The organism is Micromonospora sp. NPDC005173 (genome assembly GCF_040608515.1).
GTDB lineage: Bacteria > Actinomycetota > Actinomycetes > Mycobacteriales > Micromonosporaceae > Micromonospora.
In genome coordinates this window covers 1-26,757 of the sequence record NZ_JBEXIK010000063.1, presented here as the reverse complement: position 1 = coordinate 26,757, position 26,757 = coordinate 1, and the positions used below count along the sequence as shown (strand labels likewise).

Annotated in this window: 18 protein-coding genes and 3 pseudogenes; 17 read left to right on the top strand and 4 right to left on the bottom strand. The window is 69.2% G+C overall.

Going from position 1 to position 26,757, the window contains the following annotated elements:
- The first annotated feature begins 157 nt into the window (after positions 1-157).
- From ABZV00_RS34790 to ABZV00_RS34750, 9 genes are all read left to right on the top strand, one after another.
- On the top strand, positions 158-808 hold the full coding sequence (locus tag ABZV00_RS34790; protein WP_355614070.1) for a response regulator transcription factor: 651 nt from the start codon (positions 158-160) through the stop codon (positions 806-808).
- Positions 780-1,871, top strand: coding sequence for a HAMP domain-containing sensor histidine kinase (locus ABZV00_RS34785; protein ID WP_355614068.1), 1,092 nt, complete (start codon positions 780-782; stop codon positions 1,869-1,871). The genes ABZV00_RS34790 and ABZV00_RS34785 overlap by 29 nt, the downstream gene beginning before the upstream one ends.
- Positions 1,872-2,276: 405 nt before the next feature.
- Complete coding sequence (locus tag ABZV00_RS34780; protein WP_355614066.1) at positions 2,277-7,466, top strand: hypothetical protein; 5,190 nt, start codon at positions 2,277-2,279, stop codon at positions 7,464-7,466.
- 19 nt (positions 7,467-7,485) lie between these two features.
- Positions 7,486-8,781 (top strand): multicopper oxidase domain-containing protein, encoded by a 1,296-nt coding sequence (locus ABZV00_RS34775; RefSeq protein ID WP_355614064.1) that lies wholly within the window; start codon positions 7,486-7,488, stop codon positions 8,779-8,781.
- A gap of 34 nt (positions 8,782-8,815) precedes the next feature.
- On the top strand, positions 8,816-10,828 hold the full coding sequence (locus tag ABZV00_RS34770; RefSeq protein ID WP_355614062.1) for a multicopper oxidase domain-containing protein: 2,013 nt from the start codon (positions 8,816-8,818) through the stop codon (positions 10,826-10,828).
- 29 nt (positions 10,829-10,857) lie between these two features.
- Positions 10,858-11,838, top strand: coding sequence for a multicopper oxidase domain-containing protein (locus tag ABZV00_RS34765; protein WP_355614060.1), 981 nt, complete (start codon positions 10,858-10,860; stop codon positions 11,836-11,838).
- A 14-nt stretch (positions 11,839-11,852) separates the two neighbouring features.
- Complete coding sequence (locus tag ABZV00_RS34760) at positions 11,853-12,398, top strand: hypothetical protein (RefSeq protein ID WP_355614058.1); 546 nt, start codon at positions 11,853-11,855, stop codon at positions 12,396-12,398.
- Positions 12,382-14,268 (top strand): copper resistance protein CopC, encoded by a 1,887-nt coding sequence (locus ABZV00_RS34755; protein WP_355614057.1) that lies wholly within the window; start codon positions 12,382-12,384, stop codon positions 14,266-14,268. Before ABZV00_RS34760 ends, ABZV00_RS34755 begins: the two co-directional genes overlap by 17 nt.
- On the top strand, positions 14,265-16,538 hold the full coding sequence (locus ABZV00_RS34750) for a S8 family serine peptidase (RefSeq protein ID WP_355614055.1): 2,274 nt from the start codon (positions 14,265-14,267) through the stop codon (positions 16,536-16,538). The genes ABZV00_RS34755 and ABZV00_RS34750 overlap by 4 nt, the downstream gene beginning before the upstream one ends.
- Positions 16,539-16,571: 33 nt before the next feature.
- Here ABZV00_RS34750 and ABZV00_RS34745 read toward each other — a convergent pair.
- Positions 16,572-17,366, bottom strand: a pseudogene (locus ABZV00_RS34745) (ISAzo13 family transposase); the annotation flags it as partial.
- A 156-nt stretch (positions 17,367-17,522) separates the two neighbouring features.
- Between ABZV00_RS34745 and ABZV00_RS34740 the strand changes: the two are divergent.
- On the top strand, positions 17,523-17,666 hold the full coding sequence (locus ABZV00_RS34740) for a hypothetical protein (protein ID WP_355614053.1): 144 nt from the start codon (positions 17,523-17,525) through the stop codon (positions 17,664-17,666).
- A 530-nt stretch (positions 17,667-18,196) separates the two neighbouring features.
- Here the strand turns inward: ABZV00_RS34740 and ABZV00_RS34735 are convergent.
- Entirely contained in the window at positions 18,197-19,126 is a 930-nt protein-coding gene (locus ABZV00_RS34735; RefSeq protein WP_355614051.1) for a cation diffusion facilitator family transporter, read from the bottom strand.
- Positions 19,127-20,057: 931 nt separating this feature from the next.
- On the opposite strand from ABZV00_RS34735, the pseudogene ABZV00_RS34730 reads away from it, so the two are divergent.
- From ABZV00_RS34730 to ABZV00_RS34710, 5 genes and pseudogenes are all read left to right on the top strand, one after another.
- Positions 20,058-20,507, top strand: a pseudogene (locus ABZV00_RS34730) (DUF4192 family protein).
- A 5-nt stretch (positions 20,508-20,512) separates the two neighbouring features.
- Complete coding sequence (locus ABZV00_RS34725; protein WP_355614049.1) at positions 20,513-20,965, top strand: hypothetical protein; 453 nt, start codon at positions 20,513-20,515, stop codon at positions 20,963-20,965.
- A gap of 252 nt (positions 20,966-21,217) precedes the next feature.
- Positions 21,218-21,583, top strand: coding sequence for a hypothetical protein (locus ABZV00_RS34720; protein ID WP_355614047.1), 366 nt, complete (start codon positions 21,218-21,220; stop codon positions 21,581-21,583).
- A 173-nt stretch (positions 21,584-21,756) separates the two neighbouring features.
- Entirely contained in the window at positions 21,757-22,446 is a 690-nt protein-coding gene (locus ABZV00_RS34715; RefSeq protein WP_355614045.1) for a GGDEF domain-containing protein, read from the top strand.
- Complete coding sequence (locus ABZV00_RS34710; protein WP_355614043.1) at positions 22,443-23,738, top strand: hypothetical protein; 1,296 nt, start codon at positions 22,443-22,445, stop codon at positions 23,736-23,738. Before ABZV00_RS34715 ends, ABZV00_RS34710 begins: the two co-directional genes overlap by 4 nt.
- A gap of 126 nt (positions 23,739-23,864) precedes the next feature.
- Here the strand turns inward: ABZV00_RS34710 and ABZV00_RS34705 are convergent, their stop codons facing one another.
- On the bottom strand, positions 23,865-24,362 hold the full coding sequence (locus ABZV00_RS34705) for a hypothetical protein (RefSeq protein WP_355614041.1): 498 nt from the start codon (positions 24,360-24,362) through the stop codon (positions 23,865-23,867).
- Positions 24,363-24,452: 90 nt separating this feature from the next.
- Here ABZV00_RS34705 and ABZV00_RS34700 point away from each other — a divergent pair, with 90 nt between their 5' ends.
- Together ABZV00_RS34700 and ABZV00_RS34695 are read left to right on the top strand one after the other, a co-directional pair.
- Positions 24,453-25,463 carry a WYL domain-containing protein gene (locus ABZV00_RS34700; RefSeq protein WP_355614040.1) on the top strand — a complete coding sequence of 337 codons (1,011 nt, stop codon included), beginning with the start codon at positions 24,453-24,455 and terminating at the stop codon, positions 25,461-25,463.
- 349 nt (positions 25,464-25,812) lie between these two features.
- Positions 25,813-26,321 (top strand): annotated as a pseudogene (locus tag ABZV00_RS34695) (DDE-type integrase/transposase/recombinase); the annotation flags it as partial.
- A gap of 72 nt (positions 26,322-26,393) precedes the next feature.
- Here ABZV00_RS34695 and tnpA read toward each other — a convergent pair.
- On the bottom strand, positions 26,394-26,757 hold a 364-nt coding region (gene tnpA / locus ABZV00_RS34690; RefSeq protein ID WP_355614038.1), incomplete at its 5' end, for an IS200/IS605 family transposase.

Genomic DNA, 26,757 nt, shown 5'->3' with positions numbered 1-26,757 from the left:
CTCGCGGCCGACGCCGCCCCTCGAGCGGTTGCCGCGGTAGACCGTGCCGGTATTGGCGCAACCAACGCATGACTTACGGCAGAGGTCTTGGCTATCCGGGGTAGGGCGGTTATGTTGCGGGCGCCGACGGAGGTGTCCGGTGGGGCGGGTACTTGTTGTGGAGGACGACGACCGAATAGCTCGGCTCGTGTCGCGCGCACTGCGCGGCGACGGGCACATCGTTGAGCGGGCAGCAACCGGGCCCGACGGCCTCGATACGGCTCTCGCCACCAAGTTCGATCTTGTTGTGCTGGATCTGATGTTGCCCGGCATCAGTGGCGTCGAGATCCTTGGCCGGCTCGTCGGCTCCCGTCCCGACCAACGCGTCCTCGTGCTGTCGGCGGTGGCGGAGATTGGCACCAGGGTGGTCTGCCTGGAGGCGGGCGCCGCCGACTTTCTCGTCAAGCCGTTCGCGATGGCGGAGCTGGTGGCCCGCGTGCGCGCGAGGATGCGCGCCCCTGCCCCGGGCCCGGTGATGCACTGCTTGTCGGTGGGGCCGGTCAGCCTGGATCTTCGGCTGCACCGCGCCTCGGTGACCGGCCGCCAGGTCGAACTGTCGCTGCGGGAGTTCCTTCTGCTTCGGCACCTCATGGAGCGGGCCGGGCAGGCCTGCAGCCGGGACGAACTGCTGGCCGACGTCTGGGGACTCCTGTTCGACCCGGGCAGCAACGTGGTCGACGTGTACATTCGCCGGCTGCGAACGAAGCTGGACGCCCCCGAGCGGGTGGAGACGGTGCGCAATGTCGGATATCGGTTCATCGCGGATTGACCGCCTCTTCCTCGCCGGTTGGGCACTCACGGCTGTCATCAACAGCTACCTGATGTACGTCCTGCCGGGAAAGGAAACCGTCCCCTTTCATGTGGTGTGGATCACACTGTCGGTCGTATATGGACTAACGACCTGGCGCCCGATTGTCATGGCCTCCGTCCTCGCCGCCGTCACCCTCACCACGGGCTACGTCCTCGTCCACCACGCCGCTACCGGATTCATCGGGTGGGAGGAGATCACCGAGGTGCCGCTGATGGCTGCGGTGTTCGGCGTCATGGTCTGGCACGTACGGCGGCGCCAGCAGATGGTGGCCGAGGTCGCCCGGCTTGCCGATGTCGAGCGCCGACGCGCCGAGTCCCAGGACCACTTCGTCAGGCTCGCATCGCACGAGCTGCGAACCCCGATCACGATCGCTCGCGGATACACCGAGCTGGTGTGTGCTGCCACCGACGACCCCGAGATCCGAAAGGACACTCGGATCGTGCTGGAGGAGCTGGACCGGCTGGCCGGTATAACCCAGCGGCTGGTGACCCTGATCCGGCTGGACGGGCCGTATGTCCGGGAAATGCGAGACGTCGACATGGTGCTCGCCGGTGCCGCACGGCGTTGGCGGCATACCGCTGATCGGCAGTGGAGCGTGCGCTCCACGATTGGCATGGCGTCGATCAATCAGGACCGTCTGGAGGCGGCTCTCGACTGCCTTCTTGACAATGCGGTCAAATTCACTGGTACCGGTGACCGGATCGAGGTCGAAGGAACCGGCACGCGAAGCAGCTGGACCATCGTGGTCGCCGACTCGGGCACGGGTATGTCGCCGGAGCAGGTCGAGACGCTGAGCAACGCGGGCGAGTCACCGGCCCCTCCAGGCATGTACTCCGGCACTGGGCTCGGCTTGGCGATCGTGCGAGCCGTCGTCGGACCGTGGGGTGGTTCGCTCCGGGTGACCAGCGAACTCGGCGCAGGAACGACGGTCTCATTGATCTTCCCATCCTTCGCCCCGCAGCAGGCGCGCACGGATGCGATGCCCGCGCCTCAGCTGCGGGACTCCGCCGCAGGCGGTTGAGGCGCCCCGAACACTCGGCGAGGGGCACCTGCGGGCGATCGCGGCCGGCGGATGTCTGGCATGACAGTCAGGTGACAAACCTTTCATGAAGGTCGCGGGCCAACGTCCCGGCTCCATCATCAGAGTGACGCACGACCCGTGCCCTGATCTGGGGATACGTGCCGAGCGTCACGCCGGGAGGTGGACCCGATGCGACCAGGTCGGTCGAGCCGGACAATGACAAGCACACTGCGGACAGCGTGGAGGACGTGGCGTCCACGGCTTTCGATCAGGCGGTTGGCTGCCACCCCGGCCGCGCGCCGCCCGGGTCGGGTCGATCCACGAACGGGGCCCGTCCTGCTGCCCCCGATGCGGCGGCGATTCGGGCGAAATCGCCGGGTGGTCGCACCGTCGACGGTCGTCCTCATGGTCGCCGCTCTCCTTCCACCGGTCATCGGGCTCACCGGTGTCGTGTCTGCGGCGCTGGCCGCTACCGCCTGCCCAGCCGGGGGCTGCTCGGTCACTGTGGACGCACGCGACTACGCGACCGCGCGGGACAACCCGGCCGGCGGGCAGCTGGCGAACTTCACATACATCATCAACGCGGACAACACCAGGCTAGCCACCGATCCGCTCGTCCTGAACACCGAGAGCAACAGTCCGATCGTGGCCGAAGGTGACCAGAGCCGTCCGACGGTCAAGCTGCCCGCGGGACGTTACCTGATCTCGGTCCGCTCGCTGGATCACAAAATGTGGGGCAAGCACATCACGCTGCCCAACGATGCCGCCACCGACGGAACGCTGACCGCGCGGATCGACCTGACCGAGCAGAGCGAGGACCACCCGCTGCCGCTGGGGAAGATCCGGGTCTTCGTGTTCGAAGACAACACGTGGGCCAACGGCGCTCCGGACACCGAAGAGGCGGGCCTGGAGGGCTTCAAGGTCGGGCTCGAGGAGCAGACCGGCAACGCGGTCACCGTCGACTACAACAACAATCCCCTCTGCGGCGGGAACTGCCTGACCGACGGCACCGGGTTCACCCAGCTCGACGACCTCGGGCCGGCCACGTACTTCATCGACGTGCACCCGCCGGACCAGCCCTGCAACAGCGACCCTGACAGCCGGTGGTACCAGACCACCACCATCGACGGTGGACTGCAGTTGCTGGCCCCCGTCGAGGAGGGCAGCGACGGCACCGGCGCGCCGGGCGAGCAGCTGTGGGAACCGCCGAACAACCGCACCGCTTACTGGTTCGGCTTCGTGTGCGCCCCGACCCCGTTCGCTACACCGGGAACCGGTGAGATCACCGGCAGAGCGCGCAACTGGGTGGAATGGGCGCCCTACACCACGGGCACCTACAACGAGCCGGTAGACAAGCCGTTCGTCGCGCTGTCGGACAGCACCACCGACCAGACCGTCTACATCGGCCGGGGCGACGAGGACGGTAACTTCGACATCCCGCACGTCCCGGCGGGGACCTACAACCTGTCGGTCTGGGATGAGCAGCTCAGCTACATCATGCGCTTCAAACCGCTCACCGTGGGCGCAGGACAGGCCGTCGACGTCAACGACACCGGCGACGACGGTGAGGTCGGCCTGGGTGTGTCCCGCTGGTTCGGCTGGCTGGACGGGCACGTCTACAAGGACCTGAACAACAACGGCAAGTACGACGCCGGCGTCGACGCGCCGATCCCGAACACCGACGTGGACCAGCGGTGGCGGGACGGCTCCATCAAGGAAGCGACGTTCACCGACGCCCGTGGGCACTACGAGTACCCGACGGCGGAAGGCGGCCCACTCGGCCGGTGGATCGTCAACGAGCAGGGCTTCGCCCGCTTCACCGCCTACCCCGGCCCCTCCGTGCACGACGAGCACACCGGAGCGGTCACCCCGTCCTGCAGCGTGGCGCCGCCGGCGGTGCCGGCCAACCCGTGCGTGCCGACGAACCAGGGCGGCGGTCTGCTGCACAGCCAGCTCCTGCTCGAGGGCCACCGCGCGACGGTCGACTTCGGTAAGCGCGACTACCCCGCTGGTACGCCCGGCCAGATCGTCGGCATCACCTTCAATGCCACCACCCGCAACGAGTTCGACGCGCGGTTCCAGGCCGCCGAGGACTACGAGCCGGGCATTCCCGGCGTCACCGTTCTGCTCGAAGGCCCCGGACCCGACGGCCAGCCGAACACGGCCGACGACGTGGTCCTCAACCGGTACGTCACCGACCGCTGGCAGCAGCCGAACGCCAGCCAGGACCCGCAGCCGGACGGCAACAGCTTCACGCAGAGCTGCAACCCCATCCGGGACTTCAGTGGCGCGGACATCACCGCCCAGTTCAACTCGAAGATCGGGCCGAACTGCCTGGAAGTGCCGCTGACCGGCGAGCAGACCAAGGACGGAGCTTTCGACGGCGGCTTCGCCTTCGCCGACTACTGCCCGAGCGGCCTGAACTTGGGCACGGACCTGTGCACGGACGGCTCGGATCCGTCCGATCACCCGCTCGTGGCCGGCACCTACATCACCCATGTGGTCATGCCGAAGGATGTCGCCGACACCCGTGCCTGCAACCCGTCGGGCGCCACTCAGCGGGTCAGCAACCCGAAGGGCGGCGTCCCCGGCGGCGGCCAAGGATGCCTGTACCACATCGTCCGGGAGGAAGACGTCAACGTCGACCTCGGCAACCAGTTCGCCCCGCAGATCCCGCCGCCGCCGTGCGCCGGCGACAGCCACGTCATCGACCAGTCGACGCTGACCCCCCGAAGCGTCTACTACACGGGAAACCAGGCCACCAGCACGTCCCGGCCGCTGTGCGACAAGCGCCTGGTCGTGCTCGAGAACGGCCAGAACGCCAACGCCGACTTCTTCCTGATGACGAACTTCCGGACCGACCCCAACGGGACGAACGCCGCTGACAACCGGACCGGCGACGCGCAGCCGCCTGGCCGCCTGGTCGGGCAGGTGTTCAACGACATCTACTTCGAGCGCAACAAGCTGTCCCCGTGGTACGGCGAGCCGCGGCCGATCGCCGGCATTCCGGTCGGCATCTACGCCCGGGTGGACACCGTGCCGAACGTCAACCAGCCCTACGACGCGAACACCTGGCGGCTGTTGACGACCGTGACCACCAGCGCCGACGGCTCCTTCGAGGTGCTCGTGCCCTCCACCGAGACGTTCAACTGCCCGATCCCGCAGGGCCCGTGCCCCGGCATGTACCTGGTCAAGGTCGACGACCCGGGGACCAAGGAACACCCGAACGCCAACTTCAACCCGAACCTGCTGGTCGCCACCACGCCGGCCGAGGCATGGCCGGGCCTGACCACGCAGCTCGACCTGCCGCTGGACCCGATCTCCGGCACCGCATGTGAGGACCCGGCCGCCCCGGCCCGGCCCGAGCTGCTGCAGGTCTCTACCCCGGTGGTGCTGGCCACCGGCAGCCGGCAGATCACCGTGCAGGCAGACTTCATCGGCACCATCGGAAACGCCACCGATGCGACCGGCGTGCGGGCGACGCTGACCGACAACCGCACCGGCCAGGTGCAGACCCTGACCCGGGCCAACGGCGGCATCGTCAGCTGGACCCCGGGCAGCGGCTCCACGCCCGACACCGTCGTGCTGAACGTGCCGGCGCTCAGCTCCACCTTCCGGCCCGGCCCGAAGCAGCTGACGATCACGACGGCGAACGCGAACGGCGGCGTGTCGAGCGTCAACGGCATCACGATGCACGTGCTGGGCAGCAACGGCTCCGGCACGGACGTCGTCACCTACACGCCGACCGTGGTGAACGTGCCACCGCCACCGCCGGCCGCCGGAAACGGCGGGGTGCACGCGCTGCAGAACGCGATCAACAGCGCCGCCCCGGGTAGCCTGCTCGTGCTCTCGCCAGGCGTCTACAACGAGAACGTGCTGCTGTGGAAGCCGCTCAAGCTGCAGGGACGGGGCCCCGGCGGCATCATCGGCGCGCACGAGCTGCAGGCCCGCGACCCCGAAGACCCGCGGTTCAACGTCCCCGGCACCGTCATCGACGGCCGGTACTTCCAGCAGAACGCGCCGGACTACGACGCCACGATCAGCGCGAACTCGCCCTACGCCGGGGTGACGGGCAACGGCCTGTCCGGCAACCACCCGGTGCTGCGCGGCGCGGACATCACCGTGCTGGCGAAGACCACGACGGCGTACGACATCGGCACCGGCCTCACCGCGGCGTTCAACCGGGCCCGCATCGACGGCCTGGGCCTGACCACCGGTCAGGGCCAGGGGGCGGGCGGCATCCAGCTGCAGGCCTCCGCCAGCAACATGCAGCTGACCAACAACGTGCTGGAGAACAACGGCGGAATCGTCGCCGGCGGCATCGCGCTCGGCCAGCCGTACGACGCCGGGCCGCGCGGAACCGGCACGCGGGTGAACCACAACTACAACGTGCGGATCGCCAACAATCGGCTGACCGGCAACGGCGGCCTGACCCAGGCCGGCGCCGTGGGGCTGTTCTACGGCTCCAACGGGTACGAGCTGGCAAGCAACATCATCTGCTCGAACTTCAGCGTGAACTACGGAGCCGGCGTCGCCCACATCGGCCTCAGCCCGGGCGCCAGGATCCACGACAACCAGATCTACTACAACGACTCCGTCGACTCCGGCGCCGGCATCGCCATCGAGACCGAGCTGCCGGTGGGCTCGCCGGCCGCACTGGGCGACGGGACCGGGACGGTGGACGTCGACCGCAACCTGGTCCAGAGCAACTACTCCGGCGACGACGGCGGCGGGGTGTTCGTGCTCGACGCCCTCACCGCGCGGATCAACATCCGCAACAACATGATCAACAACAACGGGGCGGCGGACGTCGGCGGGGCCATCACGCTGGACGACTCGTCGAGCGTTTCGATCGTCAACAATACCGTGGCCAACAACGTCTCCACCGGATCGTCGGAGGACTCGGACGGCAACCCGCACTCCGCCGGCCTGGCCTCCGAGGCGAACGACCCGTTGTTCCAGGCGACGCTGCCCGCCGGTTCGCCGCGCTTCTCCAACCCGATGGCGCTGTTCAACAACATCTTCTGGAACAACGACGCGTTCACCCTGAGCCAGCCCGGCCCGGGAGCCACCCTGGTCGACCGAGGGTTCATCGACTTCGAGGTGCGCGGGACGACCAACAACGCCGACACGTTCACGGCCCGGTACTCCACGCTCACCAACGGCCAGATCCTGGGATCGGACGGCGTGCTGCGGGCACTGCCCGGTGGCCAGGCGAACCGGATCGGCGAGAACCCGCTGTTCGTGACGCCGTTCGTCAACGAGTTGACCGTGTCCGGGTCGCGGCTGGACCCGCAGACCGCGGCGGTGACGATCACCGGGCAGGACCCGCCGGTAGGACTGACCGGTGACTACCACCTTCAGGGCACCTCGCCGGCGATCGACCGCGGCGTGCGCTGCTCCAACACCCCGGTACCGGCGAACATCTCGGCGTGTTCCGCCACCGCGATCGGCGCTCCCACCGGAACCCCCGGCGACATCGACGGGCAGAGCCGTCCGCAGCTGCGGCTGTCGGGGCGGGACACCACACCGTGGGATCTCGGCGCTGACGAACTGGCCGGCATACCGGTGATCGTCGCCCCGAGCGGCCAGTGAGGAGTCCGATGTGAAAGCCATGGCGCGAACCTCGACACGGAGAGAGTTCCTCAGAGCGGTCGGCTGGGGCGCGGCAGGAGTCGCTGCCGGCGGAATCGTTGGCACGACCGCGGCGTACGGTCCCCTCGGCGCCCGCCGCGCGGAGGCGGCGACGACCGAGCTGTCCCTGGTGGCCACGGACGGGTATCTCAGTGTCCCCGGCCGGGAGGGCAACCCCCTCTACATCTTCGGCTTCGTCCCCGTCGACCCCTCCCTGTCGGTGACGCAGCTGACCGCCACCTACAAGGGGCACACCAAGCACACAGCGCCGACCCTCGAGTTCCTGCAGAACGACGACATCAGGATCACCCTGACCAATCTGGGCCTGGTGCAGCGCCCCGACCTGACGGACTCCCACACCATCCACTGGCACGGCTTCGACCTGCCGTCGCCGTTGAACGACGGGGTGCCCGAGGTATCGGTGGCGGTGCCTATCGGCAAGCAGCTGACCTACTTCTACCGCCCGCACCGTGAGGGCACGTACATGTACCACTGCCACTTCGAGGATGTCGAGCACGTAGAGATGGGAATGACGGGGATCGTCTTCGTCCGGCCCCTGCAGGACGGCACCTCGATCGGCGGGTTCACCCGGTTCGCGTACAACGACGGCGACGGGTCGACCGGCTACCACCGCCACTTCGCGCTCCTGTTCAACGAGCTGTGGACAAACTTTCACGACGGTGACCGGGACATCCAGGAGTCCATCCCGACCGACTACGACCCGCAGTGGTTCACCATCAACGGCCGGGTCTACCCGCAGACCGTGCTGCCCAACGACAGTCAGAGCCTGCCGGCGAACCTGCGCATCGCCACGCCGAACCCGAACTACGGCGGCGCCCTGGACTACAGCCAGCCGAACTCGGCGCTCATCCAGGTCAACCCCGGCGACCGGGCCCTGCTGCGGGTGGCCAATCTCGGTTACCAGCAGCACAGCATGCAACTGCCGGGCATTCCGATGCATGTCATCGGGCAGGACGCCGCGCTGCTGCGCAACGGCGCCGTCGACACGTCGTACTGGACGAACACCCTGTACATCGGACCGGGAGAGGCACGAGACGTCCTGTTCGACGCGCCCGCGTACGACACCGCACGCCCGTCCGGGTCGGACAGCTGGGGAAGCTACAACGTCTATTACCTCAAGAACCGGGACTGGCGGAAGCTCTCGAACTTCGGCTCAGCGGCCCCGGGACCCGGGGGAATGATGACCGAGGTCCGGGTCTACTCGCCGACCCGTCCCCTTCCGGCCCAAACCGTTGTGGGCCAGACCCATGTCTGAGTGGGCGTGGCCGCGCGTTGCGGAAGGAAAGGCCATGTTGAGGCAGAGAGCCCAACGGCTGGTCACCGTCGTCACGCTCGCCGCCGGCTCGGCGCTGCTGGTAACGGGACCCGCCGACGCGCTTCCCATCGGAGCGCCCAAGGTCGGGATGGTCTGCACCCCCGGCACCGTCGCGGGCGGCACCCACACCTTCAACCTGGTGGCGAAGACCGGCTACATCGAGACACCCGACGGCAACAGCGTCTTCATGTGGAGCTACGCCAACGCCGACGCCCCCGACAGCGGGCAGTTCCAGAGCCCTGGACCTGTGCTGTGCGTGACCCAGGGGGAGACGGTCGTCGTCAACCTCACCAACGACCTGCCGGAGCCCGCCTCCATCGTGTTCCCGGGCCAGGACGCGGCGGTGACCGCCACCGGTGGCGCCGCGGGTCTGTTGACCACCGAGGCGGCGGCGACGAACGGGACCGTCAGCTACCGCTTCGTGGCAGGTAGTCCGGGCACGTACCTGTACGAGAGCGGCTCGGACATCGCCAAGCAGATCGAGATGGGCCTCTACGGCGCTCTGGTCGTGCGCCCGAGCCTCGGCCCCGCCTACGCCTACGACGCCACGACGGCGTTCGACCCCTCGCGCGAGTACCTCCTGCTGCTCAGCGAGATCGATCCAGATCTCCACCATGCGGTGGAGGCCGGCGCGACGTACGACGTCAACGCCCGGCGCGATCGCTACTTCGCCATCAACGGACGGGACTTCCCGGACACCATCCAGGACAACGGCTCCGGGCTGCTGCCCAACCAGCCGTACGGGGCACTGGTGCGGATCCGCCCGACGTCGCCCGGCACTCCGCCTGCTCTGGTCAGGATGATCAACGTAGGTGCCCTGAACCATCCCTTCCACCCGCACGGCAACCACACCACCCTGATCGCGCAGGACGGCCGGCCGCTGCGCGCGCCCGCCGGGGGCTCGGCGTCCACCGAGCACTTCGGCGAGACCATCGGCTCCGGGCAGACCGAGGACTTCCTCCTGCGTTGGGACGACCAGGACCAGTGGGATCCCAACACCCACCCGTTGCCGGTGCCGCCGCCCAACTACCGCGACGTCACGTTCAAGGACGGCAACACCTGGTACGGCGGCAGCCCGTACCTGGGCTACAAGGGCACCCTGCCGACGGGAGTGGTGTCGCAGAACATCTGCGGCGAGTGGTATTTCCCGTGGCACAGCCATGCGCTCAATGAATTCACCAACTTCGACGAAGGCTTCGGCGGTATGGCCACCCTGCTGCGGGTCGATCCGGCCGGCGGGTGCACGGGTTACCCGACGTCGGGCGCCATCGTCGGCGGTGCGCTCAAGGGTGGCAGCGTCTCCGACCTCGCCGCGGACGACAGCAGGTACTACATGGTGAACCCGAGGACGACGACCCGGCCGACGGCCACGACCGCCACGCAGACGAGCATCGCCGTCTCCTCGGCCGCCGGCTTCCCCGCCGCGGGCAACTACCACGTCCGGATCGACAACGAGGTTCTGCTGGTAACGGGCGGACAAGGCACCACGACCTGGACGGTGGTACGGGGCCAACTCGGCACGGTGGCGGCGAGCCACCTGAGCGGCGCCACGGTCACCGCACTGGCAACCGACTGGTACGCCGCGTTCACCGGCATCCCGGCCGGAGCCCAGAACCTTAAGGTGACCTACAAGGGCAAGAACTGCGGCAGCACGACCGCCACCGCATGCGTGACGATCAGCTCGAACCAGCCGCAGCAGACGGCCAAGATCTGCAACTGGACGATCGCGGGTGCGACGGGCTGCTCGTCCGCGACCTCTGCCGGGTGGGTGACCCTCCCGCCACCGCCGACGCAGCCGCAGACCGTCGGTTCCAGCGACCTCACCTCGACGTGGACGCTGCCCGGACCCGCCAGCGCCTACGTCGGCGCCGGAGCGAATGGCGGCCAGGTCCGCGTGCTCGTCCACACGCAGCGGTACACGGCCCCCAACCCGACCCCCTTCTCGACGTGGGGCAACCTCATGGCCCTCACCTACGACGCGCCATGACCGGCCGCGAGGTTAAGGAGAGATCGGCGATGCGCGCACATGTGTGGAAGACGACGACCAGGAGCCTGCTCGTCCTGGTCCTGATCGCCGCCGGACTCGGGGTTGGCAGCTCGAGCGTCTCGGCCGCACCGGTGTCCATCAACCTGTGCGCGAAGGCCGGTAGCGTCACCCTGGCTGGTGGAGTGAACGTCCAGATCTGGGGCTTCGGCACGACGGCAACGCCGGGGAACTGTGCCGGCGTCACGCCGGGCCTGCCGGGGCCGGTCCTGACCGTCAACGTCGGGGACACCGTCACGCTCGCGGTCACCAACAACCTCCCCGCCGGCCACCCGCTCTCGTTCGAGATCCCGGGCATCGCCTTCAACGCGGGACCGACCGACGCCGCCGTCGGCGCGACGGTCACCCGTACCTTCACGGCCAACGCGCCCGGCACCTACCTCTACGGCAGCGGCGGTGACGCCGGACGCCAGGCGGCGATGGGACTCCACGGCGCGCTCATAGTCCGGCCCGCGACGCCCAACCAGGCCTACAACTCGGCGACAACCGCGTACGACGTGGAGGCCCTGCTCGTCCTGAGCGCGATCGACCCCGCCTTCAATGCCGCACCCGCGACCTTCGACATGCACGCCTACCGGGCGACGTACTGGCTCATCAACGGCAAGGCCTACCCGGACACGGCACCGGGCATCACGGCGGCAGCCGGACAACGCGTGCTGCTGCGCTATCTGAACGCCGGCTACGACAACACGACGATGCTGCTGCTCGGCATGCACGACCGGGTGGTCGCCCGCGACGCCCGGCCACTGAACGTTCCCTTCGACGCGAACGCCGAGACGATCCCGGCCGGCGCGACGGAAGACGCGATCGCCACCGTCCCGGCTGGTTCCGGACCGAGCTCGCACGGGTTCCCGCTGTACAACCGCCAGCAACACGTCACCAACGGGTCGCAGACCGGCACCGGCCCGACCCCGACGACGGGTGGCGGGATGCTCACCTTCATCCACCACTGAGGCGAGGTGCCGCCATGAGCGATTCACCCGACCGGGGTGGCACGACGGTTCCTCGGCGAAGAGGCCGGTGGCGCTGGGGCGGGCGGCACGCGCGCCTCGCCGGGGGGCTCACCGGCGTCGTCCTGGCGATCGCGCTGACCGGGATCGCCCTGTCGACCTGGCGCGCCTCGACGGACGACGCGGAGACCGCCGGCAGCCCCGTCCCGGCGGCCTGGGCGCGGCCGGTCGTGGACGCCGACGCTCTCGGCCAGCACAGCGGCGTTCGGATCACCCGGGTGGCGGTCACCGGTGGGGGAGGACTGGTCGACCTGCGCTTCACGGTCGTCGACCCGGAACTGGCCAACAGCCTGCACGACGAGGACACCCCACCGGCCGTGGTGGACGAGCAGACCGGTCTCGTGGTCCACGAACTGCTGATGAACCACTCCCACACCGGCGCCTACAAGACCGGCGTCACGTACTACCTGGTGTTCGAGAACCCGGGAAACTGGATCCATCGCGGCGGCAGGGTCAGTGTGCTGCTGGGTAAGGCGCAGGTGGAGCATGTCGCGGTGCGGTGACCCGGCCCGTGTGCGGGCCGCCCGGATCTGCTTACGGCTGCTCGGCGTAGCCGCCGCGATCCTGGTTGTCCTCTTGCCGGCGCGGCCCGCGGCCGCCCACGCGGTCCTGATCGAGTCGCAACCAGCCAACGGCACGACCGTCACCGAGGCGCCGCGTGTCGCGCTGCTGCGCTTCAGCGAGGACATCTCACCCGAGTTCAGTACCGCGTCGCTGCTCGACAGCGCCGGACGTACTGTCGAGGGAGCTCACACCGCGGCGGACCGCCGGGACCCTCGCCAGCTCGCGCTTCAACTGCCGACGCTCACACCCGGGACGTACGGAGTCGCCTGGCGCGTCCTCGCGGAGGACGACGGTCACACGGCGGGCGGTGTCGTCGTGTTCACGGTCGGGAACCGGCCGCCCGGCGGGCCGGCGCCGCAGGCCTTCGAATCCGGCGAGGACGTGCCTGCACCCGATGTCGTCCGCCGCTGGCTCGGGCTGTGCCTGCTCGCCGGGCTGATCGGGGGACTGGCGGTCGCCGCGGTGGTGCTTCGCCCCGTGGGTGCGGCGGCTGAGCCGGTCCGCGTTGCCGTCGACCAGGCGCGCCGGCGGGCGCTCACGCTCGCGGCCGCCGCGGGCGGGCTGGCGGCCGTGGTCGCCCTCGCCGACCTCGTCGTCCAGACGTACCGGTCCGGTCCGTTCGGGTTGTCGACGGCCGTCAGCCTGCTGTCCGACACGCGCTGGGGCCACCTCTGGTTGGCCCGCGAGGGGGCCCTGCTCGCACTCGCCGCGGTCGCCGTCGCCCTGCGATCCCCGACCCGTGCGCCGCACACCGGCGGCTGGGCGGCTGTCGGGTTGCTCGTGTCGGTCGCCGTGACGGTCGAGGCACTCGGCGGCCATGCCGCATCGCTCGGGCCGGCGCGCGCCGTGGCCGTCGCCGCGGTCGCCGTGCACGTCCTCACCGCCTGCCTGTGGCTCGGCGGCGTCGCCGCGCTGGCGGTGGTGCTGGCCCGTCCCGGTGGAGAGGCCGCCGGGCGGGGGAAGCTGTTGAAGGCGGTCGGTCACCGCTTCACGGCGCTGGCCGCCGTCGGCGTGGCGCTGGTCGTGGCGACCGGGCTCTACAGCGCGGGACGCGAGGTCGAGTCGGTGCGCGCGCTGGTCGGCACGACGTACGGCCGGCTGCTCATCACCAAGGGCGTGCTGCTGTCGGTGGCGGGCGGCCTCGGCCTGGTCAATGCCGCTCGAGTGCGCGGGCGGTGGGGGGCCCGCTTCGCCGCGCCGCCGTCACGTCGGCTCCTCGCAGCCGAGGCCACGGCGGGAGTCGTGCTCCTGCTCCTGGCCGGAGCTCTGGTCGAGACTCCTCCGTCCAGGCAGTCCCCGGCGTCGGTCGCCGACGTGCCGATCCCCGTCACCCGGAACGGATCTTCTGGCGATGTCGTGGTCTCGCTCACGATCACCCCGAACCGGCCCGGCACCAATGGGTTCACGGTTCTCGCCGCGAGCTCGCGACGTCCGCCACCGGCGCAAGTCGGGAGCGTCACCGTCGAGCTCGACGGCGGATCCACCGCCGTGCCGTTGCGGGAGATCGAGCCGGGACGGTACTTCGGCACCGGCCAGTTGTCAGGCCCGGGCGTGGTGCGGGTCACCGCCGTGATCCGCCGAGGCGGAGCGCGCCTGACCGTGCCCGTCGAGTGGTCGGTGCCACCGGCGGCGGTCTCACCGCCACGGTCCCGCGACGTTCTCACCCCGATCGCCAATACTGGTGCGGCGATCGTGATCGGCGTACTGGTGGTGCTCGCCGGGTGGCGCCTGACGGCCGTGCGGCGCCGCCGGCCGGCTGCGACGCCCACCGGTCAGATCGAGCAGAGGATCCCGGAGGACGTCCGATGAAGCGCATCGTGATCGCCGCCGCGCTCGTCACGGCGTTGATGGCCCCCGTCACGGTGGGCGCCAGTGCCGGAGCGGCAGCGGCCACAGCCGGCCCAGCGGCGTTCGCGGAACGTGCCGGAATGGTGACGGTGATCGTGGTGCTCAGGTCCCAGGTCGACCCGAGCACCGTCGTCGCGCCGTCGCGCCGAAAGCGCGAGGTCGCGCTCGTGCGTGCCCTGCGCGCCCGGGCGGCCGCCGATCAATCCGGCGTGCTCGGCCTGCTCGCCAGGCGACAGGCACAAGGCCTGGTGGCCGACGTGGTGCCGCTGTGGGTCGTCAACGCGGTCGCGGTCGCCGCCAAGCCGGAGGTGATCGCCGAACTCGCGGCACGGCCCGACGTGCACGAGATCCGTCCCGACCGTACGATCCAGGCCCCGCCGTCAACGGTCGCCTCGTCGAACCTTGCCGCGCCCGTGGAACCGAACGTCGAGGCGGTCAACGCCCCGGCGCTGTGGAGCCTCGGCCTCACCGGCCAGGGAACCGTGGTCGCCACGATGGACACCGGAGTGGACGGCAGCCACCCGGACCTGGCCGCACGCTGGCGCGGCGGCAGCAACAGCTGGTACGACCCGAACGGCGAGCACCCGACGGTTCCGACCGACGTGAGCGGGCACGGAACGGCGACGATGGGCGTGATGGTCGGAGGTTCGGCGGGAGGCACGTCGATCGGCGTCGCGCCGGGCGCGAAGTGGATCGCCGTGAAGATCTTCAACGATCGCGGCGGCACCACCACCTCGCGCATCCATCTGGGCTTCCAGTGGCTGCTCGACCCAGACGGCAACCCGGGCACGCCGGACGCACCCGACGTGGTCAACAACTCCTGGAGCGGTGCCGTCGGCGGCTGCAACCTCGACTTCCAGCCGGATCTGCGCAGCCTGCGGGCGGCCGGCATCCTGCCGGTGTTCTCCGCCGGCAACTACGGGCCCGATCCCTCGACCGTGCTCAGCCCGGCCAACAACCCAGAAGCCCTTGCGGTCGGCGCCATCGACGACGCTGGCGTCATCGATCCGTCGAGCAGTCGCGGCCCGTCCGCCTGCGGCCAGACGATCGCGCCGCGGCTCAGCGCGCCCGGCGTCGGCGTGCGGACCACCGACCTGTACGGGGGCTACCGCGACGCGTCCGGCACGTCGCTGGCCGCGCCGCACGTCGCGGGTGTGCTCGCCCTGCTGCTCGGCGCGTTCCCCGACCTGAGCGCGGACCGGCAGCAGAGCGCGCTGGAGAGCGCCGCGGTCGATCTGGGGGAGCCCGGGCCTGACAACGCCTACGGGTACGGCCGGGTGGACGCCCTCGCCGCCTACCAGTGGCTGTCCACGGCACCCGACTTCAGCGTGCTCGCGTCGCCGTCCGAAACGCAAACCGCCCCGGGCGGCGGGGTCACGTACACCATCTCCATCGCGGGCGTGAACGGCTTCGCCGGCGACGTAGCGCTCGCGCTCGGCGGCCTCTCCGCCACTCAGGCCACCTGGACGATCACCCCTGCCGTCGTCGTCGGCGGGACGGGCTCCGCTCAGGTGGCCGTCACCACGGCGCCCACGATCGCGGCCGGGACCTACCCACTGACCCTCACCGCCACGGGCGGAGGGCTGAGCCGGACCACGGTGGTGCTGTTGGTGGTGACCGCAACACCCGACTTCGGCCTCGCCGCGACGTCGACCTCCGCCAGCGTCGTCGCGGGCTCCAGCGCGGGCTACACGATCGGCGTCACCGGCCTGAACGGCTTCACCGGTACCGTCGCGATGAGCCTGGGCGGCCTGCCGGCTTCGGTCGGGACGGCGTCGTTCTCGCCGTCGATCGTCGTCGGGTCGGGCAGCGCGAGCCTGAGCATCGCGACGCCCGGGTCGGCGCAGCCAGGGACGTACGCCTTGACGGTGACGGGCACGAGCGGCTCGACCAGCCACTCGACCGGGATCACCCTGGTGGTCACGCCGGCACCGGACTTCACGGTGACCATCTCGCCGTCGTCGGCGACGGTGCTGCGGGGCCGGGCCGTCACCTACACCGTCTCCACTTCGGCGATCGGCGGGTTCACCGGGGCGGTGGCACTGTCGGTCACCGGACTGCCGACCGGCTCGTCGGCCAGCTTCACGCCGAACCCCGTCAGCGCCTCGGGCGCCTCCACCCTGCAGGTGTGCACCACCAAGCGGACCCCGCGCGGCACCTTCCCGATGGTCATCACCGGTGCCACCGGCCCGGTGGTCCACCACGCCACCGCGACGCTGGTGGTCCGCTAACCCCAATGCCGCTCAGTTAGGGATTGCAGATCATTAACACGCTGTCGTGTCCGCTGGGACGCTGATGCCTTCTGTGGTGGCGAGGCGGTAGAGGTCGTCGAGTGCGGCGAGCCGGTGTGGGCTTGGGTGGATGGTGTGTCCGGCCTGCTGTAGGAGTTGGCGGGTCTCGCGGATGTGCCTGTTGATCGTCTTGGGTCGGACGTGGAACAGGGCGGCGACGGCGGTCTGGGGCAGGGCGAGGCGTTGGTGCAGGATGGTTGCCAGGAGCCGGTCGGCGAGGGTGAGGACGGGACGGCGGCCGGTGCCGGGTGCGGTCAGCCGTGGACGGTGACCGCGCCGCTTGTCCAGGTTCGCCTCCCGCTGCCGAGGGTGCAGCGTCATCAGGGTGGTGATGAGCGCGTCTCATTGCTGTGCTGGTAGTCCGGTCAGGGCGGGGTGGCAGAGCCAGGCCAGGTCGGGGCTGGGCTGGTCGAACGGGTCAGGGTCGGTGGTGATGTGTTGGTATGCCTCGGGACGCAGCGTGTAGTTCCAGTCGCCGTGCCAGTCGTGGCGGGTCACGGGTAACGCCTCGTGCTGCCGGTCGCTGATGCGAACCCCGGTGTCGTAGGTGTTGGTGTCCAGTTGCGCGTGCACGCGCAGCCCGGTGCGGGTCGTGGTGGCGGCGATGGTCTGCACGATGACCTCGTGGCTAGACAGCAGCCGGCCCCGCCAGTTCATCGTGATGTGGGAAAACAGCCGGTGTTCGACCTTGTTCCACTTGGACGTGCCGGGCGAGAAGTGACACACCGTGATCTCTAGCCCGGTCTCCACGGCCAAGGCCGCCAGTTGCAGGCCGACGGGCCGGCTCTGGATCGGTCGCGGCCTTGGTGATGGTGCGCTGGCTGCTCGCTGGAGCGGTTGTCCGGGTGCGGGCGCCAGCGGACGGCGCGCCGGCCATAGCGCGAACCCCTCCTCTCACCCGCACCTTCGAACAGGAAGCAGACCATGATCGACACTCGGCTCATCCTCAAGTACTGCGACGTACGGATCAGCGCTCAGGCGATCGCGGACGCCAGCCCCGCCGGCATCAACCAGCCGACCGTGGCCTCGGAACTGCGTGACGCGCTCACCGCGCTATGGAGGCGATGAGTCTCGGGACGGCGCACGGGAGGATCTGGGGCTTCCGCCCGGCTTCCGGCCAGGCTGGCCCACATCTACCGGCTCCATGAACGTGTCGGTGGCCCCGTCTAACGTGTTCCCGCCCGCTCGGGGGACTGAAGTTATGGAGCGGGCCGATCCGGATGATTGGAGTACGGGGTGGGCCTGGAGGACAAGCTGGCCGGTTGGACCGGCCCGTCCAGCGAGACCGAGCAGGACAAACAAGATCACACGGAGCGCTGATCCGAGGAGGAACTGTTGCTCGATGCGTTGGGCGATCCGTGGGTGTAGTGCCACGCCAAGTCGTTCCGCCGCGGTGAGCTTGGCAACGCCGTACCTGAGGGTCTCCGCACCGAGTCCCGCCGCACGCCGGATGGCCTTCGTGGCGGCTGGTGTGGGGGCACGTCCGCGTGTTCTCACCGTGGCGGTACAACATCGACCTCGCAGCGCGGCGGCTGCTCGACGACGCCGGCGCAGCGCGCAGAACGCCGACTGCCCAGCCCTCATCAACTGCCCGCGGGTTAGGAACCGGCGCCAGTCGGGTTGAGGAAGACGAACCGGATCGCCGGGTTACGCGCGGTGAGCCGTCGTCTGGCCTCGTCGGCCACGTCCTCGATGTCGGCGGCCCTGACTTGGTCGGAAAAGTCGATCTTCGCGACAACGAGAATGTCGTCGGGACCGAGCTGCAGGGTCAGCAGCTCCACGATGCCTTGCACGTTTGGCAGGGCGGCCAATTCCTGGCGAATCTCGTCCTGAACTGGCTCCCTTGCTGACCGGCCGACGAGCAGGGCGAGGTTGTTGCGGGCCAGAATGGTGGCCACCACGAGGAGCAGTACACCGATGGCAACCGATGCGATGCCATCCCAAACCGGGTCACCGGTCAGCTCGGCGAGCCCCAGGCCTGCACCCGCTATCCCCAGGCCGATCAGGGCGGCGCTGTCCTCCAGGAACACCGCCTTGATGGCGGTGTTGGGCGTGCGCCGCAGGACCCTAGCTGGACTGATGCCCCAGCGCTTGGCCCGGCGCCGTACCTGCCGCACCGTCCGCATCAGGGACACCGACTCCAGGACGAAGGAGACGACCAGCACCGCGTACGAGACGAGGTAATCTCCGGTCTCCTTGGCCGATGCGATGACGTGCACGCCGTGGGTGATGGAGAAGCCGGCGCCGCTGACGAAGGTGAAGACCGCGGCGAGGAGGGCCCAGATGTAGCTCTCCCGACCGTAGCCGAAGGGACGCCCGGGGTCGGCCCGGCGGCGGCCACGACGCAGCGCCACGAACAGCAGCACCTCGGTCGTGGTGTCGGCGAACGAATGCGCGGCTTCCGACAGCATGGCCGCCGAACCCGAGAGCAGACCCGCAACCACCTTGGCCGCGGCGACAGCGACGTTGACGGAACCGGCCACGATCACCGTGCGGACGCTCTGCGACTGCTCGTCCGATTCGGTCATGAAGCCAGGCTATGGGCCGGGTGTCGGCGGGGCGGACAAAACCGACAGGCACAGGCGGTGCCGTGGACCACCAGCCGCCGGCTGAGCTTCGCCAACGACCTCACCCTCCGCAGCTGATCGCGGTGACCGACAACGTGAATCAGGTTAGGGGCGACCAGGATCGGTCGACATGGCAGCGCCACTGTCGTCCTACCGGTGCACCTACAGCATGATGTGGACCGCCGTGAGATACAGCTGGGGCCTGCCCCTGCAGTCGCCCGAGAAGACCGCCTGCAGGGCATGCTCAACACCTGGAGCTCCTGAACAAGCGATCGTCACCGCCGCGCCGCGCCGCGCCTTTCCGCCTGCCAGCAGAGGCGTGGCCGGGGAGCAATTCCAGACGTGATGGTGCCGTCCACCCACCGTGCCGTTGGCCGTCGGAATTTCTGCCCTGCCGGGCCGGATCCGCGCGGATCTGCACCCCGTTCGGAAGTCGACGGCGAACGGGATGGTAGCGGCCAGGCAACTGCGGGCTGTCAGGTTCTGCCAGGAGGCCGAACCTGACAGCCCGGCCAACGGTGCTCCCTCCACGGCTAACTTGAGGGTTCTCCTACTTTCCGAAATGCCACTGATCCGACGCCTCCCGCGACGGCATCGCGCCCACCAGTCACGGTCGGCCGCCGCCGCCAGCCTCGGATCTGGCACGCACAGAGCCCACGCCCCTCGCCCACGCGACCGGGGCGCGGCACCCCCATCCCTTCAGGCGGCCACCAACCGGTGGCCGCATTCTTGCTGTCCTGTGGAGGACAACATGCTTTGGCCCCGTGGCGCCTGAGAGACAGCGAGCCTCAAGCCGACCTTCACTACGCCACCCCACTCAGCCTCCGCCCCAGCACCTCCGCGGTCGCCGGCAGACACTCCGCAGCGCGCCCAGCCCACGACGTGGCCACCGATCGGCTGGCTTCGCGCGCCGGGTTGGTCGCGGGCACGCCCTCGGCTACTGCCGGCAGTCGGGCGGTGCAGCGATGACCGACGGGACGACGAGGTGGCCTGGCTGACCGTGCCGCCGACGCACAGGCCGGTGCGGGACCTCGCCGTTGACAGTCAACCGCACGACCAGCACGTCACCTTCTGGGCCGAGGTCACGCGCCGCGCCGACGAGCCGCTCGTGCCGGCGCCCGCGACCGTGCTCGCGCTCACCGCGTAGCGCTGCGGTGACGGCGTCCTGGCCGTCATGGCCGCCGAGCGTGCCCTGCAGGTCAACCCCGACTACCAGCTCGCCGGCCTGCTCCTGCAGGCCCTGCACGCCGGTCTGCCGCCCTCCGTCGTCGAGCAGGCGATCACCGCCGTCCACCACAGCCCGTCAACCCGGAACCCGAACACCCCCTCACAACAGGAGTAACCACGGTGGATCCCATTCGAAGCATCCTGCTGTCTCTCGCCCGCACCGCCGAAGAAGCCCGACTGCGCTGGCACGCCGAACGCGCCGCCCTGCGCGCCCGCGGGGAAACGCCCACCCGCACCGAGGCATTCGCCTACGACGTCCAGGCCAACCTGTGCCTGATCACCGCGATCACCGCCGCCGACCTTCCGGTGAACTTCCGCCTCTACGACACCACCCTGTCCCGAGACCCGCTCACGGCAGCCGCACAGCTTCGCCAGGTCACCTCCGCCTACGACCACAGTGGCCCGATCGAGGCCGCACACGAGGCAGCACGGCTGGCCTACAAGGCGGCGTTCACCGAGCCGCTCACCGCGCAGGAACAGCACTACGTCGACCTGCTCGTCGACCTGCCCGCCGCGCGCCGCGACAAGATCATCGAAGTGGCAGAGGAACGCGCCCGGCACCTGCCGGCATGAGCATCGGCGCACCTGCCGCCGGCACCCCCACCTCGCCCTCCTACCGAGGGCGCAGCAGCACGCCGTGCTCCCTCACCGGCGTGGCGGACCAGACCCCGCCGGCGACTTACAGCGTGGGCCACGACGGGGGAGTGAGCCACGACGACGCAACGTCCCGCCCGGCAAAACCATCCAGGCCAGCGGCCGCTACTGCACCACCTGCTGCGGGCGCCTGACGCGCCGGGCAGGGCAGCAACCCCAGGAAAGGAACCCATGAGCCTGTACACCCTCACACCCAAACGCGAGTTCGAGCGGTACACCATCCAGGTCGGCTGGAACCCCCACCGCACGTACTTCGCCACCGTCGTCGACTTCACCTGGGACCCGGTCACCGAACCCGACCACGAACCCGACACCATCCACCTCGGCCGGATCGAGACGATTCTCGACCCAGCCGAGGTGCTTCTGGCCGTCGCACCCTACGCCGAGATACCAGCCGACCTACCCGCCAGACTTCGCGCCGACCAGGCCGAACACCCGGTGCGCCGCCGACACCAACTCCCGGTCGGCGGACGTCGCATCGCGCACCAACGGCGGCAATCAACTCGCAGGCCCACCGCTACGAGCGCTGCTGACTGAACCGCCCCGATGACGCCTCCTCGGGGAGGTCGTCGTCATCGCCGATGCCGTGAGCCCGAGCGGCACGAACCCGTAAACCCGGCCCGCTAAAGGCGGGCCGTCGTCGTATCAGGACCCGGGACGCGCCGCCTACCAAACGATCGCGTCCCGGGTTCTCCTAAAGGAGGAACCCAGTGTCCCTATCACTGATCATGATCGCCACCGCGGTGGTGGCGTTCGCCCTGGGCAGGCTCACCGCCTGGCCGACGATTCACAGCCTCCGCACCCAACTCGCCGACGCCACCTCGTCGATGCTCCACGACCCGCTCACCGGCATGCTCAACCGCGCCGGCCTGCAGGCCGCGCACGCGACCCTCGCCACAACCGCCCCCGCACAACCCCTCATCGTCGCCCTGATCGACCTCGACGACTTCAAACACATCAACGACACCCACGGCCACGGCCGGGGAGACGACCTCCTCATCGAAGTCGGCGACCGCATCACCGACATCGCCGCCCTTCACGGAGGCGCCGCCGCGCGGCTCGCCGGCGACGAATACGCCGCCATACTGCCGGTCCGCAACGGCGACCTGCACCGCATCGCCGACACCCTCGCCACGATCATCTCCCAGCCCATCGCGCTTCCCGCAGACGGCAGCCCCGCCACGGTCACCGCCAGCGTGGGCCTGGCCCTCGTCGACACCAGCGACCCCTTCACCGAGGTGGCCCTGCACCGCGCCGACATCGCCATGTACCACGCCAAGCGACAGGGCCGGAACCGCCACGCCATCTACCAGCCGGGCATGACCATGCCGCCCGCACAGCACCGTCGCGGACCTCGCCTGCGCGACCGCCGCCAGCCGACCGACGGGGCCACGGCATGACCGCCCCGCACGAAGAGATGGCCTGCCAGACCTGCCTCTCCCCGCTGAACACCCTCGGCATGCCACCCACCTACATACACCCGACCCACCTCGCCACCGACGGACACAAACCAGCGCCCGTCCCGGTCAGCCAGCTTGACACCGTGCGTCGAAGCTGCGACTTCTGCGGCGACCCGCACCCGATCTGGACCCTGCACGGCGGCGAGGTGACCGCCATTGCCATCGGCCCCACCGCAGGGCTGGTCCAAGACTTCGGCCACTCCTGGGCGGCATGCGCGGCCTGCCAGGTCCACATCGACGAGGGTCGCAACGACAAGGTCATCGACCGCGCGGTACGGGCACTCGGCCTCGCCAACCATCCACAGGCACGACAACGAATCGAGGAACTGCACCTAGCGTTCCTCAACGCCCGACTCCCCGGCCGAACACTCATCACGACGACCGCCTGGCCGGCAACCACCATCACCGCCGGAGAGCTGCCCAAGGTCCGTGACCGGCTCACCCGCTTCTACCGAAGCACCGACAACCTGCCCGCCACGCTCAGAATCACCAACCCACGGGACCAGATCGCTACCGGCCTGGACCGATCACACCTGTACTGGATCGACAACGACTTCACCGACCTGGCCGAACACGCCGCAGCGCAGCTGCCCGACGTACGCATCAGCCGCGACCTCATCCCCTCGGCCGACGGCATGCTCATCTGGCCCCGGCCCGTGACACACCGGCAGCTCACCGCCGCATCCTGGACCGACACCATCCACGGCCGGCAAATAGTCCTCTACCGCACCATCGGCGCCGGACTGCACGGCAAACCGCTGCAACGGCTACGCGAACAGGTCGGCTGGCTCGCACCAATGAGCGCAGCCCACCTCCCCGAACAGCACCTGATACCCGGTGACCATCCGGCGGCAGCGCTGGTCGCGACGTGGCTGCTGATCGCACAGCAAACCGCAGAAGTCACCACGACAGGAGTCGACAAAACCGTCGCCAAGACCTACGCCCGCACCAACCGGCCCGTACCCGAGCTGCGCATCGTGCGCATCCGCGGCCGCCGCACCATCCCAGCGCCGGACGGGGAACCAACGCCAGACAGCCAAGGGCGCTCCCAGACCAGTCGGTTCTGGGTCTCCGGCCACTGGCGCAACCAAGCCCACGGCCCCGGCCGGTTGCTGCGCCGCCCTGTCTACATCCACCCCTTCCTCAGGGGCCCCGACGATGCGCCGATCCGGTTGAGCACCACCGTACGCATACTCAGCAGCCACCAACCCGAGCCCCAAGATCATAAGTAGATTGCGATGTCGGCGGTGGCCCAGTTCTGCCTGTTCCACCGCCGACATCGGAAACTTGATCACCGTTGGGAGGGCGCCTGGGCCTGTGGATCTAAAGGTGTTTCCGGCCTGACCTGCCGGGCGTTCCTAGTGGGACAGTCGGACGAACCGGTTGTACCAGTTTGGTTTCCAGGTCTGCCCGTCGTCGAACGAAAACGCTTGATTCCACTTCGGAGTCTCGGTCGTCGTGTCCGACCACTCGAACCGCACCTTGACCGGGGTACCGTTGACGACGTCGTCGCAGTAGAACCGGCCCACGCCGTCCTCCTCGAATCGGCCGACGACCGGTGGTTCGAGCGTGCCCGGGTAGCGGCTGGATGTCCACCAGATCCGCCAGAGCTTTTCCTGCGGGTCGAACAGGCGCAGGGTCATCCCCTCGTAGGGCTGACCGTCGGGCGGCATCGACTCGACCAGCATCCGGTCGGTGTTGCCCAGCCCGTATAGTCGTATGTCGCCGGTGGACACCGAGTCGAACTCGACCCACTCGTCGCACTCCGGGTCGAGCGCGTTGACCAGCTTGCGGTTGCGCATCTGCCACACGCCGGGCACGAAGTCGAAATCGTGCCGGCCGTCGTCGTCGGACATGGGTTCCTCCCGGGTCGTCGTGTGTCACGAGTAAGAATGCGGGGCTACCCCTGACATCTCCTGTCAGGGGTATCGGGTGACAATCGAGGAGTGCGTGCGAGCCGCCTACTGTCCGCCCTGCTGCTGTTGCAGACCCGGGGCCGAATGAGCGCGCGGGCGCTAGCGGAGGAACTGGACGTCTCGGTCCGCACCGTGTACCGGGACATGAGCGCGCTCAGTGCGGCCGGCGTGCCGCTCTACGCCGAGGACGGCCCGGACGGCGGATACCAACTGGTGGCCGGCTTCCGGACCCGGCTGACTGGCCTCACCGAGGACGAGGCTCGGGCGCTGTTTCTGACCGGGCTGCCCGGGCCGGCGGCCGACCTCGGCCTGGGCGCCCTGCTGTCGGCGGCCGAGCTCAAGCTGGCGGCCGCGCTGCCACCGGCGCTGCGGGAGAGCGCCAACCGGGTCCGCGACCGATTCCACTTCGACGCGCCCCGCTGGTACAGCCAGGGCGACGCCAGCCCGCATCTGGGGGCGGTAGCCGACGCGCTGTGGCAGCAGCGCCGGATCCGCGCCCATTACCGGCGGTGGCAGGCGCCGACCGATGTGACCCGCGTCCTCGACCCGCTCGGCCTCGTGCTGAAGGCCGGCGTCTGGTACCTGGTGGCGGCGGCCGAGCCCCGCGACGGGGCCGAAGGCCGAACCCCGCGGACCTACCGAGTCAACCAGATCCTCGACCTGACCCTGCTCGACGAGCGGTTCGAGCGCCCGTCCACTTTCGACCTTGCCGGCTACTGGGCCGGTTACCTCAGCCAGTTCCAGGCCCGGCTGCACCAGGGCGAGGCGGTGGTGCGGTTCTCGCCGGGCGCCCTGGAGCGGCTGCCCGACCTGGTTGGGGCCGACGTCCGGGCGGCGGTGGCCGCGACCGGGCGGATGGACCGGTCCGGGTGGGTGCGGGCGACGGTGCCGATCGAGTCGCTGATCCATGCCGAGGGTCAGTTCCTACGGTTCGGGGCCGAGGTCGAGGTGGTGAGGCCGGCCGAACTCCGGTCCCGGCTAGTCGCGGCCGCCCGCGGTATGGCCGACCTGTACGCATCCGCGGCTGAGTTGACGGGGTAATGCGGCGTAGACAGTGTCTACGACCGCGCGGGCATTTAACGAACGGCGAGCGGGTGGTCCACGACGACGCTCATTCAGTCCGGCGGAGAAGCTACGGCTCGTGGCCAGGTACGAGACGGCCACCGATTTTAGTGCGGAGAAGAGGCCCCGACGACGCGCCGATCAGGCTAAGCACCACCGTACGCATAGTCCGCAGCCACCAACCCAAGCCCCAAGATCATAAGTAGATAGCGTTATCGGCGGTGGCACAGTTCGGCCTGTCCCACCGCCGACTTCGGAAACTTGATCACCGATAGGAGGGTGCCGCAGCCCACGACGCAAGAGGGTGCAGGCGCCGTTGGTGGCTAGGCTGGCCGACGCCGCCCGCTTCAGCCGCCACTCGCCAGGTGACCGCCGGTTCGTCGATGAGACGTACGTGAAGGTCAACGGCGTGTGGCGGTACGTGTACCGGGCGGTCGACCAGGACGGGCAGGTCATCGACGTGCTGGTCTCGGCCCGCCGGGACGCCGAAGCGGCCCGCAGATTCTTTCGCCGGGCGCTGTCGACATTGAAGGTGACACCCAGCGAGGTCGTCACCGACGCCGCGCCGGTCTACCCCGGGGTGCTGGATGAGCTGGTCCCGTCCGCGTGGCACCACGTCGAGCAGTACGCCAATAACCCGATCGAGGCTGATCACAGCCAGCTCAACACCGGTTGAGACCGATGCGCGGGCTACCAACAGACAAGACAGCACAAGTGATCATCGCCGGCCACGCATTCATGCAGAACCTCTGATGCGGCCACTACGAACTCGCCATTGACACCCCGCCCGCTACGCGGGTCGCCGCCGCGTTCACCGAACTCGCCGAAGCGATCTGACCACGGGGGGCCGACACGGGTTCAACTGGATTAGCGAGGGATCCTGGTCCTTCAGGGTCGGGAGGAATCGCGTCACGGACCGGGATGTTTCTGCCCTTTGATGTAGTCCTTGATCATTTCCAGTGGGGCGCCGCCGCAGGACGCGGCGAAGTACGAAGGGGACCACAGGTGTCCGTGCATGATGTGCTGGTTGATCCGGTCGGTGAACTCCTTGCGTAGGTAGTGCGCCGAGACGCCCTTGAGTCGGTTGACCAGCGTGGAGATGGGCAGCTTGGGTGGGTAGTGCACGAGCAGGTGGACGTGGTCGTCCTCGCCGTTGAACTCGCGCAGTTCGGCGCAGGCCTGCCGCATGATCTGTTCGCAGTGGGTGAGCATCGTGTCGTTGAGGACGTCCCGCCGATACTTGGTGACGAAGACAAGATGTACGTGCAGGTTG

Excerpts from the sequence above, each read along its gene's own strand:
- ABZV00_RS34770 (WP_355614062.1), top strand. The coding sequence starts at position 8,816 with ATGTTGAGGCAGAGAGCCCAACGGCTGGTCACCGTCGTCACGCTCGCC.
- ABZV00_RS34720 (WP_355614047.1), top strand. The coding sequence starts at position 21,218 with ATGAGCCTGTACACCCTCACACCCAAACGCGAGTTCGAGCGGTACACC.
- ABZV00_RS34775 (WP_355614064.1), top strand. The coding sequence starts at position 7,486 with ATGGCGCGAACCTCGACACGGAGAGAGTTCCTCAGAGCGGTCGGCTGG.
- ABZV00_RS34750 (WP_355614055.1), top strand. The coding sequence starts at position 14,265 with ATGAAGCGCATCGTGATCGCCGCCGCGCTCGTCACGGCGTTGATGGCC.
- ABZV00_RS34780 (WP_355614066.1), top strand. The coding sequence starts at position 2,277 with ATGGTCGCCGCTCTCCTTCCACCGGTCATCGGGCTCACCGGTGTCGTG.
- ABZV00_RS34705 (WP_355614041.1), bottom strand. The coding sequence starts at position 24,362 with ATGTCCGACGACGACGGCCGGCACGATTTCGACTTCGTGCCCGGCGTG.
- ABZV00_RS34755 (WP_355614057.1), top strand. The coding sequence starts at position 12,382 with ATGTCGCGGTGCGGTGACCCGGCCCGTGTGCGGGCCGCCCGGATCTGC.
- ABZV00_RS34760 (WP_355614058.1), top strand. The coding sequence starts at position 11,853 with ATGAGCGATTCACCCGACCGGGGTGGCACGACGGTTCCTCGGCGAAGA.
- ABZV00_RS34735 (WP_355614051.1), bottom strand. The coding sequence starts at position 19,126 with ATGACCGAATCGGACGAGCAGTCGCAGAGCGTCCGCACGGTGATCGTG.
- ABZV00_RS34785 (WP_355614068.1), top strand. The coding sequence starts at position 780 with ATGTCGGATATCGGTTCATCGCGGATTGACCGCCTCTTCCTCGCCGGT.
- ABZV00_RS34740 (WP_355614053.1), top strand. The coding sequence starts at position 17,523 with ATGATCGACACTCGGCTCATCCTCAAGTACTGCGACGTACGGATCAGC.
- ABZV00_RS34765 (WP_355614060.1), top strand. The coding sequence starts at position 10,858 with ATGCGCGCACATGTGTGGAAGACGACGACCAGGAGCCTGCTCGTCCTG.
- ABZV00_RS34710 (WP_355614043.1), top strand. The coding sequence starts at position 22,443 with ATGACCGCCCCGCACGAAGAGATGGCCTGCCAGACCTGCCTCTCCCCG.